This is a genomic window from Xanthomonas sontii, from assembly GCF_040529055.1.
Lineage (GTDB): Bacteria > Pseudomonadota > Gammaproteobacteria > Xanthomonadales > Xanthomonadaceae > Xanthomonas_A > Xanthomonas_A sontii.
This window is the reverse complement of sequence record NZ_CP132342.1, coordinates 1050122-1070844: the sequence shown is the minus strand read 5'-3', so window position 1 is coordinate 1070844 and position 20723 is coordinate 1050122. Positions and strand designations below refer to the sequence as shown.

Sequence of the window (20723 nt, the reverse complement as noted above, 5' to 3'; positions counted from 1 at the left end):
CCGTTTGGGGAGAAAACTCGATGCGGTATCCGATGCGTGCCCTGCTGCTGAGCATGGCCTGTGCGAGCGCCTGTGCGGCGCAGGCGCAACCCGCTGCCGTTGCCGCCACCGGCACGGTGGACGTCCCCGCCGGCCCGCTGCGCGCGGCGCTGGACACCCTGGCGCGGCAATCCGGCGCGCAACTGATTTACCGTGCCGACCAACTGGGCCAGGCCCGCAGCGGCGGCGCGCACGGCCAACTGGACACCGCACAGGCGCTGCAGCAGGTGCTGCGCGGCAGCGGCTTCGTCGCCCAGCGCGACCCCTCCGGCGCGTGGCTGGTGCGGCGCCAGGAGCCGGCCCCGGCCCGCGCGCAGCCGGTCCGTGCCGCCGCGCCGGCGCCGGCCGCGGCGGCCGAGGCGCCGGTGGCGCAACTGGACACCCTGCGCGTGACCGGCTCGCGCATCCCGCGCACGCAGGTGGAAGGCCCCGCGCCGATCAGCGTGATCAGCGCCGAGCAGATCAAGGCCAACGGCTTCACCTCGGTGCCGGACGTGCTGCGCGCGATGACCCAGAACGGCGGCGAGACGCAGAGCCCGCAGTCGGCCAGCGGCGCGGACTTCTCGCCCGGCGCGCAGCAGGTGGACCTGCGCGGGCTCGGCCCCAACCACACCCTGGTGCTGGTCAACGGCCGCCGCATCGCCGACTTCCCGATGCCGTTCAAGGGCCGCAGCAACTTCACCGACATCTCCAACATCCCGCTGGGCATGATCGACCGCATCGAGATCCTGACCGGCAGCGCCTCGGCGATCTACGGCTCGGACGCGATCTCCGGCGTGGTCAACTTCATCCTCAAGAAGCACGCCGACGGCACCACGCTGGACTACCGTTTCGGCGACACCACCCGCGGCGGCGGCGAGAGCTTCAATCTCAGCCTCAGCAGCGGTTGGTCGCGCGGCAATTTCGACGCGGTGTTCGGCGCCGAACTGGTCTCGCAGACGCCGCTGTGGGCCTACCAGCGCAGCCGCCAGGACAGCACCCTGGACGGCCCCACCGCACGCTCGCAGGTGCCGCGCCGCACCTTCCTGCGCACCGACGGCAACGACGACTACCTGGACCCGGGCGCGGACACCTGCGCGGCGGTGTCCGGCCTCAACGGCGGCAGCACCGGCTACGCCACCCGCCCGGGCTACGGCGCGTTCTGCGGCAGCAGTGCCTCGATCGGCTACGGCACCATCACCAACAAGCGCCGCGGCCTCAACGGCTACGCCTCGCTGCGCTACGCCTTCGACAACGGCAGCGAGTGGTTCGCCGACGTGCAGGTGGGCTACCACGAGCTGTCGCTGTTCCGCGACGTGACCCAGTGGGGCTACATGGCCCCGGACGGCAACGAGCAGGGCTATTTATACAACCAGGCCACCGACCAGGTGGAAGCCTGGGGGCGCCAGTTCAGCCCGGAAGAAATGGGCGGCCTCAACGCCGGCACCATCCGCACCCGGCAGAAGACCTTCAGCGTCACCACCGGCTTCAAGGGCCACCTGGGCGCGGACTGGGACTACGAGACCAGCCTCAGCCACTCGCAGTACCAGGCCACCATCAGCTGGCCGCAGATCGTCGCCGCGCGCGCCAACGCGCTGTTCCTCGGCCCGCAGCTGGGCGTGGACGAAGACTCGGGGCTGCCGATCTTCAACGCCGACCCGCAGCGCCTGTACACGCCGCTGAGCCGCGCCGAGTACGACAGCATCGCCCAGCGCACGGTGTATCAGCCGCGCTCGCGCACCGACACCCTCGCCTTCACCGCCACCAACACCGCGCTGTTCTCGCTGCCCGGCGGCGATGCCGGCATGGCCGCGACCGCCGAATTCGGCAACCAGGCCTACAACCTGCGCCCGGATCCGCTGGCCACGCAGTACTACTACTACAGCTGGAAGGACTCCGACGGCCACGGCAGCCGCAACCGCTGGGCGCTGGCCAGCGAGCTGCGCCTGCCGGTGCTGTCGACGGTGTCGCTGAGCCTGGCCGGGCGCTACGACCAGTACCGCTTCGCCGGGCGCTCGCTGGGCAAGTTCACCTACAGCGGCGGGCTGGAGTGGCGGCCGGTGGACACGCTGCTGGTGCGCGCCTCCTACGGCACCGCGTTCCGCGCCCCGGACCTGCACTACGTGTACGCCGGCCCCGGCAACGACGAGACCACCGGCGTGGACTACTACCGCTGCGCCAGCGAGGAACCGGGCGTGGCGATCCAGGACTGCAGCTACAACGAAGAGGCGGTGATCCGCGGCCGCAGCGGCAACCGCGCGCTGAACCCGGAGAACAGCACCTCGTGGACCGCCGGCCTGGTGTGGTCGCCGATGGCCGACCTGGACCTGTCGGTGGACTACTTCAACATCGACATGCGCGACCAGGTACAGGACCTGCGCGTGGACCAGGTGCTGCGCGACGAGGCCGACTGCCGCCTCGGCGTGCTGCAGGCCACCTCCACTACCTGCCAGCAGGCGTTGGCGCGGGTCACCCGCAGTGCCGACGGTCGCCTGTACGGGGTCTACGTCAACCCGATCAACATCGCCCGCGAACGCACCAACGGCATCGACCTCAGCGCGCAGTACCGCCTCGACACCGGCATCGGCACCTTCCGCCTGAGCGGCAACTACACCTGGGTACGCCGCCACGACATCCAGGTGTACGCCGGCGAAGCGATGGTGGACGAATTCGCGGTCAACAGCGGCTACGACATCCCGCGCACCAAGGCCAGCGCCAGCGTGTCGTGGGAGCGCAACGCCTGGACCGCGACGCTGCACGGCGAACGCCTGGGCCGCCTGCCGACCTCCGATTCCTACGACCAGGTCTACGACCCGGAGAGCGGCGACAGCCCGTGGGTCGGCGCCACCTACCGCTATAACGCCTCGCTGCAGTATCGCTTCACCGACCACGCGCAGCTGTCGCTGACGGTGACCAATCTGTTCGACAAGATGCCGCCGCACGACCGCACCTATACGTCGTACCCGTACTACGACGTGTCCTGGTTCGACACCGTGGGCCGCAGCGTGTACCTGCAGTACACGCAGAAGTTCGGCGGCAGCGCGCTGTAGCGCAGGGATCAAGGCCTGCATGTGGGAGCGGGGTCAGCCACGACGAGCGAAAGGTCGGCTGACACCGTCCGTCGTCGGGACTGAAGTCCCTCCCACAGTGCAGCCCTCAAGCGATCCTGGCACCGCACTTGTGGGAGCGGCTTCAGCCGCGACGAGGGAAGCTCAAAGCCGCCCGGCACCTTCCTGCGTCGGACAGAGATCCTCCACACAGTGCAGTCTTCCAGCGATCCTGGCACCGCACTTGTGGGAACGGCTTCAGCCGCGACGAGTGAAGCCCAAAGCCACTTGGCACCTTTCTGCGTCGGACTGAGATCCGCCACACAGTGCAGTCTTCCGGCGATCCTGGGGCGGCACTTGTGGGAGCGGCTTCAGACGCGACGAGTGAAGCCCAAAGCCACTTGGCACCTTCCTGCGTCGGACTGAGATCCCCCACACAGTGCAGTCTTCCGGCGATCCTTGGGGCGGCACTTGTGGGAGCGGCTTCAGCCGCGACGAGTGAAGACCAAGCCACCTGGCACCTTGCTGCGTCGGGACTGAAGTCCCTCCCACAACAACATCCGACCCATGCGCTGCTCCTACGGCATCGGTTGGCGCCGTGGGGCAAAACGGCGGATGGCGCCGCCGTCAGCCGCCGCTGCCCGTCACAACGTATCGCGATGCTTGCCGCGCCACGGCCGGTACCATTCGCGGATCGCGGCGATGTCCGCCTGCATGTCCTCGCTGGTCCACACCACCTCGCCGAGGCCGACGGTGCGGCTGGGGTAGTCGAAGTACACCGGGAAAATCGGCACCTGCGCGCCGTGGGCGATCTTCCAGAAGCCGGTCTTCCACTTCTCCACGCGCTTGCGCGTGCCCTCGGGGGTGATCACGTACCACATGCGTTCGGCGCCGCGGATCAGCGCCACCGCCTGTTCGACCACGCCGCGCGGCGAGTTGCGGTCCAGCGGTATGCCGCCGAGCCTGCGCAGCAGCGGTCCCAGCGGCCACCAGAACAACTGGGTCTTGCCCAGCACGCGCACCTCGAAGCCGACCGCGAACTTGACCGCGAAGCCCAGGAACCCGTCCCAGTTGGACGAATGCGGGGCCACGATCATCACCAGCTTGGGCACGTTGGGGAACTCGCCCACGACCCGCCAGCCGGTCAGCCGCAAGGCGGTGCGGCCGAGCCAGCGCATGAAGCGGCTGGGCCTGACCATCGGCATGTTCGGGGGCGCTGCGGGCAGGCGGTAATCGCGTTCGGTCAAAAGTCACTCCCAGCGGCCGGGCGAGCGGCCGCGTTTGATCTGGCTGCGCTCGCGCTTGGCGTCCAGGCGTCGCAGCTTGGCGCCGTGCGAGGGTTTGGTGGCGATGCGCCGCTTCGGCACCGACAGCCCGGCGGCGATGAACTCGGCCAGGCGCTGGCGCGCATCGTCGCGGTTGCGGTCCTGGGTACGGAAGCGCTGCGCATCGATCACCAGCACCCCGTCGGCAGTGATGCGGCGGTCGCGCCGCGCCAACAAGCGCGCACGCAGTGGCTCCGGCAGCGACGGCGAACCGGCCAGGTCGAAGCGCAACTCGACCGCGGTGGCGACCTTGTTGACGTTCTGCCCGCCGGCGCCGCTGGCGCGCACGAAGCGCTCGACGATTTCGTCCTCCGGAATCGTCAGGCTGCTCGAGATGTGGATGGCCCCGTTACCCATGGCGCGGATTGTAGGGTATTCGCCGGACCGCCCGGTTTCCGCGTCGGCGCCGCCTGAACGAGCCAGGGAGCGGACGCCGGCCGGTCGCACGTCCTCACGCGCGGCGGCGGCGGCGCGGCGATTGCCGTATTCTGGCCGCCGGTCATCGTTCTGCAGGATGCTCCATGTCCCCGACTTCGCGCTTCTTCCAGTGGCCGCAGCGCCTGCTGCTGGCCTTGCTGCTGGCCCTGGCCGCCCTCCCCGCGCTGGCCGAACCGCCCAGCGAGGCCGACGTCAACCGCCTGCTGTCGGCCTCGCGCGCGCAGAACATGCTCGACACCATGCTGCCGCAGATCGAGGCGATGCAGCGCCAGCAGTTCGCCCAGCTCACCGCGCAGCACCCGCTCGACGCCGCGCAGCAGCAGAAGCTGCAGCAGATCCAGGAGCGTACCCAGGCCACCGTGCGCAAGGCGCTGTCGTGGCAGGAGATGCGTCCGCTCTACGTCAACCTGTACAAGCAGACCTTCTCCAAGCAGGACGTGCTGGCGATGGCCGAGTTCTACGAGAGCCCGGCCGGCCAGAGCCTGCTCGACAAGACCCCGCAACTGATGCAGAACCTGATGGGGGCGATCCAGCAGAAGATGACCCCGCTGTTCGCCGACCTGCAGAAGGACCTGGAACAGACGGTCAACGCGCCGCCAGCCAAGTAACGCGGCGCCGATCTTTCTCCCGCAGACCATTTCAGCCGCGGCGGGCCTCACCGGTAGTCCCCGCCGCGGCTGCGGCCTCTCCTGTGCCATCGCCAATCAAACGGTGCGAGACGATGTCGCGACTCGCGCTACCGGTAGATGAAGATCGACTGGAGTTTGCTGGCCCACCCCTTGCAGCCGGTATCGGTCGGCACTTCCAGCCGCACTTTCTTGCCGGTGGTGAGTGCCGTCATCGCCGCGGCGTATGCTTCCTTGCCGTTGGGCTGGGTGGTATCGATGACAAACGTGAAGGTGCCGCAAAAAGCATCCGAGTCCACGTCGATATACACCCAAGGAGCGCCGATGTACGGCCTGAGCGTAACCACATTGAGCAGATCGCTCGTAGGCTCCGCCTGTGCCAGCGAGGTGGCACCGAGCAGTAGCCATCCCGCCAGCCATGAAATTCTTGCACGCTGCATATATCCCCCTGCATTGGACGTTGCTATTTACTGGTCGACCTGCATTCGCCCCGCACTGGCGAAAGGCTAGTAAGTGAAAGCGCGTCTCGCAACCGGACAGCGTGACATTTCAGTTGTTGATCAGAATATACTCGGCCGTTTCGCGATCACCCCATGCAGAACAGTCCCCTGTTCCATGCACAATGACCGCCTTGCCTTGTGCGTCAGCACTCAGTAGCAACGCATACTGGGCTCTTCCCGAGTTGGTCGCCAAAGACAGCGACCACGGCGTGCTCGAGCACGCAGGCGCGTTCGTATGCGGGCCATCAAGAGAAAAAAATACGACATCGTGCGAATGCGCGATGACCTGTATCACCTTTCCCGAGCCGTCTCCTGCCGAAGCAGAAAATGGCAGTACGGAGAAAATCGAGACAGCGACCACTGAACGAATCCTAGTCCACATTCACGCCCCCTGAAAGACGAATTTCAGCCGATAAATCAACAAAAAAGGCCCGCACCCTGCGCACGCGGAAGCGGCGTGCATGCAGGCGATCAGCCTCCAGCGCGTTACCCCATAACAGAGTATCTTACTGGGGCGAAATCCTCAGCAGGGGCGGGTACTATCCCGCCACACCACCGCCCGCATCCACCTGCCAGGGCGCCGGATCCCAGCCGAACAAGCCGAACGCCCGCACGAACTCCGCATCCAGCGGCGCCGTCACCGCGATCCTGTGTCCGTCCGGATGCGGAAACGTCAGGCGTTCGGCGTGCAACAGCATGCGGTGCACGCCCTGCATGCGGAAGATGCGGTTGTGGCGGCCATCGCCATGGCTGGTGTCGCCGATCAGGTGATGCGAGAGGTGCTTGAGGTGGCGGCGGATCTGGCGGAAGCGCCCGGTCACCGGGCTGCAGCGCAGCAGCGCATAGCGCGAGGTGGCGAACTCGCCCGACGGCACCTGCAGTTCGCCGCAGGCCAGGCGCGCGAAGCGGGTCTGCGCCGGTTTCTTCAGCGGCTTGCCAGGGCCGCCGTCGAGGTCGTGGTCGACCTCGAAGCGGTCTTCGGCCGGCCAACCGCGGCAGATCGCCAGGTAATCCTTGTCGACGCCGCCCCCCATCAGCGCCTTGCCCAGCACGCTGGCGGTGTCGCGGTCGAAGGCGAGCAGCAGGCAGCCGCTGGTGGCACGGTCGAGCCGGTGCACCAGGAAGATCGGCCGACCCAGCTGTGCGCGCAGACGGTCGGCGAGGAAATCGTCCTCGCCGCGGGCGAGCTTGCTGTCGTGGACCATCAGCCTGGCAGGCTTGTCGACCACGGCCAGCAATGGGTCTTGATAGAGGATCTGCAGGGAATCGGCGTCGGTGTTCACTGCCGGATTATCCGCGCCGTGCCGCGGCGCGACAATGCGCATTGCAGGCAACGAGGCGCGCATGCAGGTGGCGCCGAGCGGCAGTGTCCGCTGCACTGCGCCATGACCTCGCTCACGACAACGGCACCCATGGCACCGATGACGACGTGGCTGCAGCTCGCGCCGACGGTTGCTTGACCCGACGACGCACGTCGCGGGCAGGCACGCCGCCGCGCTGCGCCTACGCGTCCTTGACCGCCAGCAGTTCGCCGTTGCCGACGGGCAGCGTGGTGCAGGTGAACGCGGCATCGGCCTGCAACAGCGCAGCGAAGGGCGCCATCTCCGTCGCGTGCGACAGCGCGTTGTCCACGACCAGCAGCCCACACGGCCGCAGCACCCGGCGCAGTTGCGGCCACCAGTGGCAATACAGCGTGCGCTCGGCGTCCAGGAACACCAGGTCGAACGTGGCCGACGCCGCATCGGCCAGCCAGGCACCGGCATCGGTGAGGATCAGATCGACACAGCCCTCCACGCCGGCACTGGCGAAGTTGCGCCGCGCCAGCGCGATCTTGTGCGTGGCATATTCCAGCGTGGTCACGCCGCCACCCAGTGCCGCCGCGGCCTCGGCCAGCCACAGGGTGGAATAGCCGTTGGACGTGCCGATCTCCAGCACCCGCCGCGCACCCATGGCGCGCACCAGCACCGCCAGCAGTTCGCCGGTCTCCGGGGTGATATTGAGCAGGCGCTGCGCGCGCTCGGGCTGGCCTGCATCGTGACGCGGACCTTCCTCACCGAGTTCGGCGCGCACCGCGTGCAGCCGCGCGCGATCCAGCGCCGCCACGCTCAGCGCCGCCACCACGCCGACAGCAAGGCCGCGATGCCGGCACCACCGCTGATCCAGGCCCACAGCGACACCCCGCCCAGCTGCGGCCCGCCCGCGTCGAGCGCGTACAGCAGCGTGGCCACGGTGAGCAGGCCGACGCCGGCGATCGCCGCCACCACCCGCCGCTGCATGCGCCGCACCAGCAGGTTGAGTTCGAACAGGTCGCGCGAGCGCATCGACAGTTCGTGCCGGCCCTCGACCTGCTGGCGCAGCCAGCCGTGGATCAGCCGCGGCATGTCCGGCGCGTGGGTCATGATCTCCGGCAGGCGCTTGCGCAGTTCGTGCAGCGCGCGCTGCGGGCTGTAGCGCTCGATGAGGATGCGTTCGAGCACCGGCCGCGCCACCGCCCAGATGTCCAGTTCCGGATCGAGCTGGCGGCCGACGCCTTCGATGTTGAGCAGGGTCTTCTGCAGCAGGATCAGTTGCGGCTGCAGGGTCAGCTGGTAGCGCTGGGCCACGCGGAACAGCTTGATCAGCACCTCGGCCAGCGAGATCTGCGACAGCGGCCGGGTGAAGTACGGCTCGCACACCGAGCGTGCCGCCGCCTCCAGCTCGTCGATGCGCACGTTGGCCGGCATCCAGCCGGCCTCCACGTGCAGCTCGGCCATGCGCCGGTAATCCTTGTTGAAGATGGCCATGAAGTTCTCGGCCAGGTAGTACTGATCTTCCTGCGAGAGCTGACCCATGATGCCGAAGTCCAGCGCGATGAAGCGCGGGTTGTCGCGGCGCGCCGGGTCGCTGTCGACCCAGATGTTGCCGGCGTGCGCATCGGCATGGAAGAAGTTGTCGCGGAACACCTGGGTGTAGAACACCCGCACGCCCTTGGCCGCCAGCGCGCGGCGGTCGATGCCGGCGGCGTCCAGCGAGGCGATGTCGTCGGAGGGGATGCCGCGCACCCGCTCCAGGGTCAGTGCGCGCTCGGCGGTGTGGGTCCAGATCACCTCGGGCACGTAGAGGTCGTCCGAGTGCAGCCAGAAACGGCGCAGCACGCTGGCGTTGGCGCCCTCGCGCTGCAGGTCCAGCTCCGCGGCAAGGGTGGTCTCGATCTCGGCCACCACCTCGCGCGGGCGGATCTTGTCGGCGCGCGGATGGGTGCGCTCGACCAGCGCGGCAGCCGATTTCAGCAAGGCGATGTCGGCGTCGATCTGCCGCTCGATGTCCGGGCGCAGCACCTTGACCACCACTTCGCGGCCGTCGTGCAGCGTCGCCGCGTGCACCTGCGCGATCGAGGCCGAGGCCAGCGGCTCGGTATCGAAGGTCGCGAACGCCACCGCGATCGGCCGGCCCAGCGCCTGCTCGACGATGCGCCGCGCCGCCTCGCCGTCGAACGGGCGCACCCGGTCCTGCAGCAGGGTCAGTTCCTCGGCCACGTCCGGCGGCATCAGGTCGCGGCGGGTGGAGAGGATCTGCCCGAACTTGACGAAGATCGGCCCCAGGTCCTGCAGCGCCAGGCGCAGGCGGGCGCCGCGCGACTGTGCGGCGATGTCGGGGCTGGCGCGCGGCACGAACGGCTTGGCCAGGCGCAGCCAGCGCTCGGCCGGGGTGCCGTCGAGCAGGTCGTCCAGGCGGTAGCGCAGGATCACCCGGCCGATGCGGCTGGCGCGGAACATCGCCTTCATGCGCCGCGCTCCGGCTGCAGCCGCGCCACGCGCGCGGCCAGGCGTTCGATGTCGTCGCGCAGCACGTCGACGTCGTCGTAGAAGGCCTCCAGCTCGGCGCGCGCGACCACGTCGCGCGACTCCTCGGTGACATATTCGGCCGCGCTCTGCGCCAGATCCTGCGCACTGCGCCGGGCCTGCTGCAGCGCCGAGCGCGCGGTGTTGGCCACCTGCACGCCAAGCACCTCACCGAACACCTGCACGAACGGCCGCTGCCAATCCGGATCGAAGCGCGTCGCCAACTGCTGCAGACGCCGCGCCAGTTCGGCATCGCCGGAGACCCGCACCCGCCCGACGGGGCCGCCGGGGCCGCCGGGGCGCCGCGCCTGCGCCAGGAACGGCAACTGCGCAAGCAGGCCGCCGAGGGTGCTGCGCACCGCCAGCTCCGGCTCCTGCGCCGGATCCACCGGACCGACCCGCAGCTGGGTGCCGTCGACGCGGATCTGCAGGGCCAGTGCCGGCGCCTCCAGGGTCAGCGCCACGCGCTGGCCGTCGAGGTCGCGCAGGGCCTCGCCGGTTTCCGGGTCCAGCGCCAGCGCGCGATTGAGCGCCGCTTCCAGCGCGCGGCCGGCCAGGGGCTTGAGAGCATCGAGGGGGGATCCAGACATCCCCGCATTCTAGCGGCAGACACGTCGCCAGGCCGTGCGCAGGGCGAGACAGATGTCCCGCCCGCTGCGCCGCGCGCCGCTACTGCGCCTGCGCGCCGCCCAGGTGCTTGCTCAGGAACGCCAGCAACTGCGTGTAATAGGCGCGCCGGTGCGGCTCGGTATAGAAGCCGTGGCCCTCGTTGGGGAAATACAACGACTCCACCGGCACCCCGGCCTTCTTCAACGCCTTTTCCATGCGCTCGGTGTGTTCGATCGGCGCACGCTCGTCCTTGCCGCCGGCCGCCAGGAACACCGGCACGCGGATGCGCGCAGCCAGATTGACCGGCGACCGCGCCGCCAGGCTGTCGCGTTCGCCCAGCCAGTCGCCGGCCCAGGCCTTGGTCCAGCGCGCGTACCTGGCCTGGTCGCGGTACATCGTTTCCAGGTCGTAGACGCCGACGTAGCCGGCCGCGCAACGGTACAGGTCCGGCTCCTTCGCCGCGCCCATCAGCGCGGCATAGGCGCCGTAGCTGGCGCCGTAGATGCAGATACGCGCGCCATCGGCGATGCCCTGGTCGATCGCCCAGCGGGTGGCATCGGTGAGATCGTCCTGCATGCGCCCGCCCCACTCCCGGGCACCGGCCTGGGTATAGGCGCGGCCGTAGTTGCCCGAGCCACGGTAGTTCACCCGCAACACCGCGTAGCCGGCTGCGGCCAGCACCTGCGCATCGTCGTCGAATTCCCAGCCATCGAAGAGGCCGAACGGCCCGCCATGTGGCAACAGCACCATCGGCAGCGGCTTGCCGGCCGGCGCCTGCAGCGGCAGGGTCAGATAACCGTACAGGGCCATCCCATCCCTGGCCTTGAAGGCGACCTCGCGGGTCGACGGCATCCGCTCCGGCACGAACCATTCGCGACGGCTGAACACCCGCTTGGCCGATTTGTCGACGGTGTCGAACAGAAAGTAATCGCCGTTGTTGCGATCGCTCCACACATAGAGCATCAGCAGGCGCCGATCGGCGGTGGCGGAGGTGATGTACACCGCATCGCCATTGAAGGCCTGCTCCAGCGCGCGGTACAGCCGCGCCGTCGGCGCGGTCTCGTCGAAGAAGCGGTTGTGCACACGGTCGCTCATGAACGACACGCCGATCGGGGTGCGGCCATCGAGGTCGCGCAACACCTGGTAGGGATCGACCTTCGCGTCACGCAGCAGCGGCGTGGACCGGTCGCTCTGCGGATCCCATGCCACCACCGCATCGGGTCCTTCGACCTGCTCCACCTGCAGGTAGGCGATCCTGTCGTTCGCGGAAAAGCCCAGCGGGAAGCTGCGATGCCCGCTGCTGGCTTCGTCGTTGATCAGCCGCCACGGACTGGCGTCATCGTTGCGGTAGAACAGCTTGTTGACCGTGCTGCCGGTCTCGGCACCCTGCGCGAAGCGCACGTGGCCGCCGTGGTCGGTGACGAAGTCCGCACGCGCCACCGGGGCGCGCGCCACCGGCGTGCGTCGGTGGTTGTAGATGTCGAGCCTGTCCACATGCACGGTGGGGTCCTTGGTCTGCTCCACCACCGACACCAGCACCGCGCGCGGGTCGTCCGGCAAGGTGTCGAGCATGAACACCGACGGATCCAGGCCGGCCTTGTAGGTGACGCCGTTGACGCTGTCGTTGAGCCCGTAGGGGCTGGCCAGCAAGCGCGCATTCTTGCCGTCGGCATCGATGGCATGCAGCTGGCCGATCGCCACGGGGCGGTCCAGTGCGCCCAGGCGCTCGGCCATCGACACCACGATGCGCTCGTCGCTGGCCCACCAGTAGTCGTGCACCACCGAATCGGCCTGGCCCATGATCTTGGCCGAGACCTGCTTGTCGCTGCGCCGGATCACCGCCAGCACGGTGCGGTCCTCGAGCGGTGCGATCACTGCATAGTAGGCGCCAGTCGGGGAGATCTTGACCCGGTCGAACTGGTCGCGCTGCAGATACGGCGCCAGGTCCACCGGCGGCACCTGCGCGCACGCGCTCCCCGCAAGCGCAAGGCCTGCCCACACGATCCACGCTCGCATTCGATCCGCCCCTGTCCCCTGAGCGGAGGATGGTGACAAGCGCCGAGCGGAACGTCCAGCCCTGCCCCATCGCGCTGCCTCCGGGCGGCAGGCGCCCTCGCGGCGCGGAGCCCAGAAACGACTTGCCCGCGACGCAGGGCGCCGCGGGCAAGTATCGACGTTGGATTGTCGCGGCGGACTACACCTTGCCGCGGCGGAACATCGAGATCACCGCCAGGATCAGGAACACGACGAACAGGATCCAGGCGATGTTGGTCGCCGCGCCGGCGATGCCGCTGAAACCGAGCACGGCGGCGATGATGGCGATCACGAAGAAGATGATGGCGTAATGCAGCATGGCAATGTCCAGAAGGTTGTCGTGCCGAATCGGCGCGGCATCATCTTCGGAAACGCGTGGTCGTCAGCGGGTGACGGACGTGTCGTGGCGCCATGACGACGCCAGCCGCTGCAGTCCCTGCTCGATGCTTACCTGCGGCACGTAGCCGAAGTCGCGCCGCGCCGGCTCCATGCTGTACCAGTGCGGGGTGCACAGCTGCTCGGCGAGGAACCGCGTCAGCGGCGGCTCGCCGCGCAGGCGCAGCAGCGGCCACAGGGTCTCGCAGGCGGCACCGATGCGGTAGGCGGCCTTGAACGAAAGCGTCCTGGTCACCGTCGGCGCGCCGACCGCGGCGAGCAGCTTGTTGAGCAGCACGCGCATCGGCAACGGCTCGCCGTTGGAGATGAAGTAGGCCTTGCCGGCGCAGGGCGCGCCCACCGCCAGGTGCTCGAAGGCATCGAAGTGCGCCTGTGCGGCGTTGTCGATGTAGGTGGAATCGACCTTGTTGTCGCCGCTGCCGACCAGGCGCACGCGCCCGGCCTGCGCCCGCGCGACCAGCTTGGGCAGGATCTGGTTGTCGCCCGGCCCCCAGATCAGCCGCGGGCGCAGCGCCACCACCGCCAGCTGCGCGTCGTTGGCCGCGAGCACCATGCGCTCGGCGATCGCCTTGGTCGCCGCGTACGGCGCCTGGAAATCCTCGCCGTAGGGCACCTGGTCCGCGCCCAGGCCTTCGACCGGATGGGTGGCGCGGTGGGTCACGCTCGGTGTGGAGGTGTAGACCAAGCGCGACACGCCGTGCAGGCGGCAGGCCGCCAGCACGTTCTCGGTGCCGACCACGTTGGGCTGGTAGTAGCTGTCGTAGCTGCCCCAGGCGCCGGCCTTGGCGGCGTTGTGGAACACCGCATCGGCGCCGGCCAGCGCATGCTGCAGCGCCTGCGCGTCGACCAGGTCGCCCCGCACCTGGGCCACGCCCAAGGCCTGCAGTTCCGGGTAGTGCCCGCGGTTGTAGCTGACCACCTGGTGCCCGCGCGCCACCAACCCGCGGCACAGCGCCTGGCCCAGGAATCCACCGCCACCGGTCACCACGATCTTCATCGCCACACTCCATGATCAGGGCGGCCATTCTGGGGCCGGCCATGCGCCGCGCCAATGGTGTCCTGCTGCGCAAGCGCGCCGGTGCACATGCTGCGCGCGCTCATTTGCGCTGTTCCGCTGCCCACAGCGCCAGCTTCTCGCGGCCGATCTTGGCGTTGTGGCGGATGTCCACCGGAAAGCCCGGGTGGCTCAGGAAATCGACGATGCCGGCCGTGTGCGCATGCGCGGCGGCGGTATCGCGCAGTCGCTGCTGCAGCGCCTGCAGTTCAGGACCGCTCGAGAGCATGGCGCCCACTTCCAGCTCGTAGCACAGCACCGGGCGCTGCTGCCCCGGCGCGCCGATGCCGACCAGGGCGGTGCGGCCGATGCCCGGCAGCGCGTTGAAGATCGGCTCCACCTGTTCGGTGTACAGCGGCCCCTGCGCGGTTTCCACGCGCTGGGTCTTGCGCCCGCAGAACCACAGCCGGCCCTGCGCGTCGAAATAGCCGACGTCGCCCATGCGGTGCACGACGCGCTCGCTGCCGTCGTCCAGGCGTTCGCGGATCTTGGCCAGGCGCGTGGCCGCATCGCGGTTGAAATAGGTGTCGGTGGCGGTCGGCCCGGCGACGGTGATCTCGCCGACGGTGCCGGTGGGGACTTCGCGCACGCCGCTCCACTCGGGAATCGCGGCGTCGTCGATGGCGATGATGCGCACCTGGTTGGGCGGCACCACCGTGCCGACGCAGGTGCCGGCACCGCGCTCGGTCGCCGCACGCGTGTCCTGCAGCTCGCGGCCCTCGATCACCGCCACCGGCAGGCACTCGGTGGCGCCGTAGGGCGTCCAGAACTGACCGTCCTCCGGCAGCAGGCTGCGGATCCGCGCCACCACGTCCGGCGGCACCGGCGCGCCGGCCGAGGTGGCGCAGCGCACGTTGGTCAACGGCTTGCCGTAGTCGGCCAGCACCCGCATCAGCGCCGGCGAGCCGAACAGCTGGGTCACGCCGAAGCGCTGCATCGCATCGTGCAGCTTGCGCGGATCGACCTTGGCCGGACGCGTCGGGTCCATGTCCGGGATCACCGAGGTCAGCCCCAGCGCCGGGTCGAACAGCGCGAACGGCGGGAAAGTCGGCAGGTCGATCCCGCCAGGCTGCATGTCGAAGGCATTGCGCATCAGCTCGATCTGGCCGACGAAATGCCGGTGCCGGTAGACCACGCCCTTTGGCACGCCGGTGGAGCCGCTGGTGAACAGGATCGCGGCGACGTCGTCCGCGGCCGTGTCTGCGAGCTGGCTGCCGGCGCCCTGGCCGGCGCGCTCGATCCGCGCCAGCGTGGTGCCGCCCCAGGCCCAGCGTCGGCCGACGGTGACGATCCGCTTTGCCGAGCGCGCCCAGCCGAGCAGGCGCCGCGCCAGTTGCGCCAGCGGAATGCCGATGAAGGCCTCCGGCTGCGCCTCGTCCAGGCACTGCTTGAGCGCGCGCCGGTCGATGCCCGGATCGACCAGCACCGGCACCGCGCCGGCCTTGAACAGCGCGAACATGAGCAGGAAGAACTCCGGCGACGGCCGCACCATCACCACCGTGCGGGTGCCGCGGCCGATGCCGTAGGCGCCCAGGCCGGCGGCGATGGCATCGCTGCGCGCGTCCAGCTGCGCATAGCTCAGGGTCACGTCGTAGGCGGCCATGCCGCCGGGGCCGGGCCGGCCGGGGCAGCGCATGGCGATCTGGTCCGGGCGCTCGCGCGCCAGCCGCGGCAGCGTCGCCGCGATGTTGCAGGTCGTGGTCATGCGCCGATTATCGCCGATGCGCCTGGCCGCAGCCGACACCCCGGCCGCGGCCGCCGCGGCTGAATGCCGGCGTGCTTGCAGCGCGCCCCGGTTCGGTCAGAATGCCGCGCCCCCCACGCTGTTCGCCGCGCAAGGCCCGGCCGCCATGTCCCATCCCTGCCTCACCTGCGGCGCCTGCTGCGCCTACTTCCGCGTCAGTTTCCACTGGAGCGAAGCCGATCCCGCGCTGGGCGGCAGGGTCCCGTTCGAGCTGACCGAACCGCTGCGCACCCATGAGCGGGTGATGCGTGGCACCTCGCAGGCGCAGCCGCGCTGCATCGCCCTGGACGCGGACATCGGCCGCTACAGTCGCTGCAGCATCCACGAGCGGCGGCCGTCGGTGTGCGCCGCGGTGCCGGCCTCGCTGGAGTTCGGCGAACGCAGCGCGCAGTGCGACAAGTCGCGGCTGGCGCACGGCCTGCCGCTGCTGACCCTGGCCGACTGGGACGGCGTAGTCGAACGCAATCTACCGGACGCCTGAGCGGCGGCGGCGCCAACACGGCAGGGGGGCCGTAGCATCTGCCCTTGTCGCCGCGGGACCAGCCGCGATCCGCGTTCCCGGCAACGCCCGGTCGCGGCTGTAGCCGCTCCTACGCAAACTCCTGCAAACGCCCATCCTGGCGGCATCCGAAGCACGGCGGACGCGCGCCGCATCGGCTCAGCGGTGCTTCCACGCCGTCGGCACCGGATTGGTCACGGTGTTCTTTTCCAGGGTGTAGGTGCCGTTCTGCTGGGCGATGGCCTCGCCGGTGTCGACGATCGCGTTCTGGATGAAGACGTTCCTGTCCTCGCCACGGATGAACGTCAGCTGGTGGAAGGCGGTCTTGTTGCCCCAGTCCTCGGACGGCAGCGAGATGAAGCGGATCGTGTAGGTCTGGTCCTCGAAGCTGCCCTGCAGCACGTACACGCCGTAGTGGTTCTCGCCCTGCGAGATGATCTTGTACATGCCGTTGCTGTAGTAGTAGATCTCCGCATCGGGGAACGGCTTCTTGTCGTACAGCTTGCGGTAGTGCAGCACCTGCTTCCAGGTGGGCTGGCCGAATCCGACCGTCAGCGTCTTGCCGTCCGCGGACGTGGTCAGGTCTTCCGCATGCGCACCAGGCACGCTCATCGCCGTCAACAGCATCGCCATCGCCATCGCTTTCACTCTCTGTCTCCTGTCCGATTGCGTGCAGCGTCCGCTTCCGCGACGCGCACGTCGGCGGCGACTGTACCCAGCCAACAATGTTGCATCACGGCAATCGGTAGCAGTTTGCGCGTGCCCGTGTAGACGATCCACGGCGCAACGCCGGCGGCAATCCCCTTCCTGCATGTGCGGCGCGCCGCAGGAAGACGCCGGATCTGGCCGGCGTGCGTGCTCAGGACAACGGATGCGCGTCCAGAAACCGGCGGATCGCCGGCACCAGCACCTCGTGCTTGTCTTCCAGCACGTAGTGGTTGGCATCCTCGAAGGCCATCAGCTCGGCCTGCGGCAACGCGCGGCGGAAGCCTTCCAGGAAATGATGGTCGAAGCAGATGTCGCGCAGGCCCCAGCCGATGAAGGCCGGGCGATCGGCGAACGACGGCAATGCCTGCTCGGCCCGCGCCAGCAGCGACCAGGCCTTGTCGGCCGGCGACAGCGGAATGTCCTGCATGAAGCGGATCGTGGAAATGCGGTTGGCCCAATTGTCGTACGGCGCCACGTAGGCGCGACGCACATCGGCAGGCATGCGTCGCGACACGCCCAGCCACGACGCGCCCGAAGAGAACGCATTGAACGTGCGGATGAACCACTCGCCCGGGCGCCAGTGCCGCCCCATCGCGATCTGCCACGGCATCGGCTTGGCCGCCGGCAGCGGGAACGCCGCGGTATTGGTGATGACCAGGCGCCGCACCTGCGCATGGTGCGACAGCGCCCAGCCGAAACCGATCATGCCGCCCCAGTCGTGCACCGCCAGCGTCACCGGCCCGTCGATGCGCAGATGCCGCAGCAACGCGTCCAGGTCGTCCACGCGCGACTGCAGGGTGTACTCGTAGCCCGGCCGCGCGCCCGGCGCATCGTCCGGCTTGTCCGACAGGCCCATGCCGATGTGGTCGGGCACGATGCAGCGGTAGCGGTCCGACAGCCCGCTCACCAGCGTGCGCCACAGATAGCTCCACGACGGATTGCCGTGCAGCATCACCACCACCTCGCCGTCGCGCGGACCTTCGTCGAGATAGGACATGTGCAGCCCCGGGCGGACCTGGAAGCGCTGCGGGGTGAAGGGATAGCCGGGGTAGTTCATGCGGGGGACCGATGCGAGATGGGGGAGGAAGACGGCGCCGCCGCGGCGCATGGCGCATTGCCGTCGGCGTGCGGCACTGGGGAACTCATAACGGCTGCGCACCCTCGCTGAGGATGTCCAGATAAGCCTGATAGGCGAACACGCGGTGCCGCTGCTGCCCGGTCAGTTCGTTGACGATGTCCAGATCCTGCAGGGTGCGGATGGCGGCACGGATCGTCGGTGCGCTGAGCGGCAAATGCGGCTGGACCTGTGGCACGCCCAGCAGGACACGACGGGCGAACTGCTCGTACACCAGGCCCACGTTGCCAGCGCGCGTTCCCAATCCGGCGATACGTGTGCGGTCGGCCGCCAGCAGCGCCAGCAGGCGCTGCGCGGTGGACACCGCCTGTTGCGCGGTGTCTGCAACGCCCTCGAGAAAGAAATCCAGCCAGCCTTCCCAGTCGCCCTCGGTGCGTACCGCGTTGAGGCGCTCGTAGTAACGCGCGCGATGGCGCTTGAAGAACAGGCTCAGGTACAGGCTGGGCGCGCGCAGCACACCTTCGTTGCACAGGATCAACGCGATCAGCAGCCGCCCCAGCCTGCCGTTGCCATCGCTGAAGGGATGGATGGTTTCGAACTGCACATGCGCCAGGGCTGCCTTGACCATCGGCGAGACGTCGCGGCCAGGCGCGTGCAGGAAGCGCTCGAAGGCGGCCAGCACCGCATCCAGGGCTTCCGGCGGCGGCGGCACGAAATGCGCCAACGCCGGCGAGGCACCGCCGATCCAGACCTGGCCCGAACGGAATTCGCCCGGACGTTTGCCGGCACCACGCCCACCTTGCAACAGCAGCGCGTGCATTTCGCGGATCAGGCGCAGCGACAGCGGGAAGTCATCCTCGCGCAAGCGCCGCAGCCCGTGGTTCAGCGCAGCGACGTAGTTGGAGACTTCTTCGACGTCGTCCAGAGGGACACCCGGTGCCTCGTCCAGCTCGAACAGCAGCAGATCGGACAGCGACGATTGCGTGCCCTCGATCTGCGAGGACAGGACCGCTTCCTTGCGCACGTAGTGGTAGAGGAACAGCTCCGGGTCCGGCAGCATCAGGGTGATGCCATCGAGGCGACCAAGCGCCTGGTCGGCCTGCTCCTTGCGCGCGATCAGCAGCGGCGCCGCCAACTGCAGCGGCGGCTCGGGCGGCAGCGGATCAGGAACGAACGCCTGATAACGGCTGCCCGCCAGCGACCCGGGGACATAGTGTCCGGTACAGCGTCGAGACGACATCAGGCGATCCTTGCCGTGGCCGGAGACGGCTCTTAGGAAAGAAATTTAGCAAATTTCTTTCTAAACACCCAAATACGGCGCGCAAGGAAAATTTGCGCGCCTGTCCTGCGCCTGGCGCTTACCAAACCACCTCGGCCATCGAGCAGTTCAAGCCCGAGCCGATGCCCATCAGCGCGATCCGGTCGCCCTTCTTCAGGCGGCCCAGCTCACGCAGCTTGCTCAGCACGATCGGCACGCTGGCCGGGCCGATGTTGCCGTATTCGCCGAAGATGGTCATGACCTTCTTCTGGTCGATCCCGAAGCTCTTCATGAAGGCCTTGGTGTGCGGGAGGCTGACCTGGTGGATGACGAACTGGTCCAGTTCGTCCACCGCCCACCCCAGCGCCTGCCGCGCGGCGGCGAAGGTCTTCTGGCCCAGCTTGAGGCCTTCGATCAGCAGCATGCGGGTGTCGGTGACCATGCGGTCCATGTTGCCCCGGCACAGGGTGTTCCACTGCGTGGCCGAGCGGGTCACGCCACCGCGGTAGCGCGGCGCATCCGGTGCCAGGTCGGTACGCGCCATCACCATCGCCACCGCACCGCAACCCAGGGTCAGGGTCGCCATTTCGTCGCGGAAGGCGTCGGCGGTCAGGTCCTGCGAGGCCATCCGCTCCAGGGTCTTCTCGTACACCAGGTTGGCGGTCTCGCCATCGACCACCATCGCATAGTCGATATCGCCACGCTCGATCATGCGCGCCGCGATGTCCATGCCGTTGATGAAGGCCAGGCAGGCATTGGCGACGTCGAAGGTCATGCACTGCTCGCTCACGCCCAGATTGCCGGCGACGATGCTGGCGGTGGACGGCTCCAGGTAATCGCGACTCACCGACGTGTTGACCAGCAGCCCGACCTGCCCAGCCTCGATGCCCGCATCGCCCATCGCCTTGCGCGCCGCCAGCGTCGCCACGTCGGACGCCTGCAGGTCCTGGTCCCACATGCGCCGCGCGTGGACGCCGGCGATGTCGCCGAGCACGTCGGCCCGGATCCGCAGCCGGTCCAGGGTAGGCTGCAGGCGCGCGTTGATCTGCTTGGAGGTCAGCGTGTGCGGCGCGTCGATATGCGCCAGTCCCGCGATCGAGACGTTGGTGAAGAGCATCGAGGTGTACGCCAGGGTCAGGCGAGGGGGCGCCAATTCTAGCGGTTACACCGTTTTACCGCATCTTTAACAAATCCCCGGAAAGCGTATGGTCTGAGCGGTTCAGCGGCCGCCGCACTGGTAGGCGGTGAAGCGCTGGTCGCCGTCGACCGGGTCGCCCATCGCCTGCACGGTGTTGGCGCCCACGCCGGGCGCCTCGTTGCGGGCCAGGGTCTCCAGCTCCTCGCGCACCCGCAGCGGGTTGCGCTGGTAGAAGCCGACGCTGCTCTTCACCGACACCACCACCTCGCCGCGCTTCTCGCAGCCGCTGGCGGCCTGACCGGGCGGCAGGACCCGCACCCCTTTGCCTTCCGGCGCCATCGGCACCCAGGTGCAGCCGGCGAGCGTGGCGAGCAGGACGAAGGCGATCGGTAGACGCATGGACGGGCCCGTTGGCAGGTGAATCCGGATTGTG

The 20723-nt window shown here is 68.7% G+C and carries 20 protein-coding genes; 3 read left to right on the top strand and 17 right to left on the bottom strand.

Annotated elements, in window-relative coordinates; translation table 11 throughout:
• Positions 1-32 precede the first annotated feature (32 nt).
• The gene (locus RAB70_RS04580; RefSeq protein WP_353949536.1) at positions 33-3068 is read left to right on the top strand and encodes a TonB-dependent receptor; all 3036 of its coding nucleotides are present in this window, start codon (positions 33-35) and stop codon (positions 3066-3068) included.
• Between the two features lie 641 nt (positions 3069-3709).
• On the opposite strand, the gene RAB70_RS04575 is transcribed toward RAB70_RS04580, so the two are convergent.
• The gene (locus RAB70_RS04575; RefSeq protein ID WP_148829805.1) at positions 3710-4264 is read right to left on the bottom strand and encodes a lysophospholipid acyltransferase family protein; all 555 of its coding nucleotides are present in this window, start codon (positions 4262-4264) and stop codon (positions 3710-3712) included.
• A gap of 51 nt (positions 4265-4315) precedes the next feature.
• Entirely contained in the window at positions 4316-4747 is a 432-nt protein-coding gene (arfB, locus tag RAB70_RS04570; protein ID WP_017907723.1) for an alternative ribosome rescue aminoacyl-tRNA hydrolase ArfB, read from the bottom strand.
• 164 nt (positions 4748-4911) lie between these two features.
• Between arfB and RAB70_RS04565 the strand changes: the two genes are divergently transcribed.
• On the top strand, positions 4912-5436 hold the full coding sequence (locus RAB70_RS04565) for a DUF2059 domain-containing protein (RefSeq protein WP_148829803.1): 525 nt from the start codon (positions 4912-4914) through the stop codon (positions 5434-5436).
• A gap of 128 nt (positions 5437-5564) precedes the next feature.
• Here RAB70_RS04565 and RAB70_RS04560 read toward each other — a convergent pair whose 3' ends face one another.
• The 10 genes from RAB70_RS04560 to oleC form a co-directional block, all read right to left on the bottom strand.
• On the bottom strand, positions 5565-5894 hold the full coding sequence (locus RAB70_RS04560; RefSeq protein WP_148829802.1) for a hypothetical protein: 330 nt from the start codon (positions 5892-5894) through the stop codon (positions 5565-5567).
• A gap of 109 nt (positions 5895-6003) precedes the next feature.
• Complete coding sequence (locus RAB70_RS04555; RefSeq protein ID WP_148829801.1) at positions 6004-6315, bottom strand: hypothetical protein; 312 nt, start codon at positions 6313-6315, stop codon at positions 6004-6006.
• A 178-nt stretch (positions 6316-6493) separates the two neighbouring features.
• On the bottom strand, positions 6494-7300 hold the full coding sequence (locus tag RAB70_RS04550; RefSeq protein ID WP_408068857.1) for a pseudouridine synthase: 807 nt from the start codon (positions 7298-7300) through the stop codon (positions 6494-6496).
• Positions 7301-7457: 157 nt separating this feature from the next.
• Entirely contained in the window at positions 7458-8075 is a 618-nt protein-coding gene (locus RAB70_RS04545; protein ID WP_148829799.1) for an O-methyltransferase, read from the bottom strand.
• Positions 8060-9718: a ubiquinone biosynthesis regulatory protein kinase UbiB gene (gene ubiB / locus RAB70_RS04540; RefSeq protein WP_017907727.1), complete on the bottom strand. Its 1659-nt coding sequence runs from the start codon at positions 9716-9718 to the stop codon at positions 8060-8062. Before ubiB ends, RAB70_RS04545 begins: the two co-directional genes overlap by 16 nt.
• On the bottom strand, positions 9715-10365 hold the full coding sequence (locus RAB70_RS04535; protein WP_148829798.1) for an SCP2 domain-containing protein: 651 nt from the start codon (positions 10363-10365) through the stop codon (positions 9715-9717). Before RAB70_RS04535 ends, ubiB begins: the two co-directional genes overlap by 4 nt.
• Positions 10366-10444: 79 nt before the next feature.
• On the bottom strand, positions 10445-12400 hold the full coding sequence (locus tag RAB70_RS04530; RefSeq protein ID WP_170268147.1) for a S9 family peptidase: 1956 nt from the start codon (positions 12398-12400) through the stop codon (positions 10445-10447).
• A gap of 178 nt (positions 12401-12578) precedes the next feature.
• The gene (locus tag RAB70_RS04525; RefSeq protein ID WP_003468167.1) at positions 12579-12737 is read right to left on the bottom strand and encodes a DUF1328 domain-containing protein; all 159 of its coding nucleotides are present in this window, start codon (positions 12735-12737) and stop codon (positions 12579-12581) included.
• Between the two features lie 63 nt (positions 12738-12800).
• Positions 12801-13811 carry a 2-alkyl-3-oxoalkanoate reductase gene (gene oleD, locus RAB70_RS04520; RefSeq protein WP_148829797.1) on the bottom strand — a complete coding sequence of 337 codons (1011 nt, stop codon included), beginning with the start codon at positions 13809-13811 and terminating at the stop codon, positions 12801-12803.
• 100 nt (positions 13812-13911) lie between these two features.
• The gene (oleC, locus tag RAB70_RS04515; protein ID WP_043090305.1) at positions 13912-15573 is read right to left on the bottom strand and encodes an olefin beta-lactone synthetase; all 1662 of its coding nucleotides are present in this window, start codon (positions 15571-15573) and stop codon (positions 13912-13914) included.
• Between the two features lie 145 nt (positions 15574-15718).
• Between oleC and RAB70_RS04510 the strand changes: the two genes are divergently transcribed.
• Entirely contained in the window at positions 15719-16093 is a 375-nt protein-coding gene (locus RAB70_RS04510) for a YkgJ family cysteine cluster protein (RefSeq protein WP_017911452.1), read from the top strand.
• A 177-nt stretch (positions 16094-16270) separates the two neighbouring features.
• Here the strand turns inward: RAB70_RS04510 and RAB70_RS04505 are convergent, their stop codons facing one another.
• From RAB70_RS04505 to RAB70_RS04485, 5 genes are all read right to left on the bottom strand, one after another.
• Positions 16271-16750, bottom strand: a complete 480-nt coding sequence (locus RAB70_RS04505) for a hypothetical protein (protein WP_017911453.1) — start codon at positions 16748-16750, stop codon at positions 16271-16273.
• Between the two features lie 220 nt (positions 16751-16970).
• Entirely contained in the window at positions 16971-17876 is a 906-nt protein-coding gene (locus tag RAB70_RS04500) for an alpha/beta fold hydrolase (RefSeq protein WP_148829796.1), read from the bottom strand.
• Between the two features lie 85 nt (positions 17877-17961).
• Positions 17962-19134 (bottom strand): Fic family protein, encoded by a 1173-nt coding sequence (locus RAB70_RS04495; protein ID WP_192578980.1) that lies wholly within the window; start codon positions 19132-19134, stop codon positions 17962-17964.
• 118 nt (positions 19135-19252) lie between these two features.
• Positions 19253-20269 (bottom strand): 3-oxoacyl-ACP synthase III, encoded by a 1017-nt coding sequence (locus tag RAB70_RS04490; RefSeq protein WP_017907736.1) that lies wholly within the window; start codon positions 20267-20269, stop codon positions 19253-19255.
• 102 nt (positions 20270-20371) lie between these two features.
• Positions 20372-20689 carry a DUF4156 domain-containing protein gene (locus tag RAB70_RS04485; RefSeq protein ID WP_017907737.1) on the bottom strand — a complete coding sequence of 106 codons (318 nt, stop codon included), beginning with the start codon at positions 20687-20689 and terminating at the stop codon, positions 20372-20374.
• Positions 20690-20723: the final 34 nt, after the last annotated feature.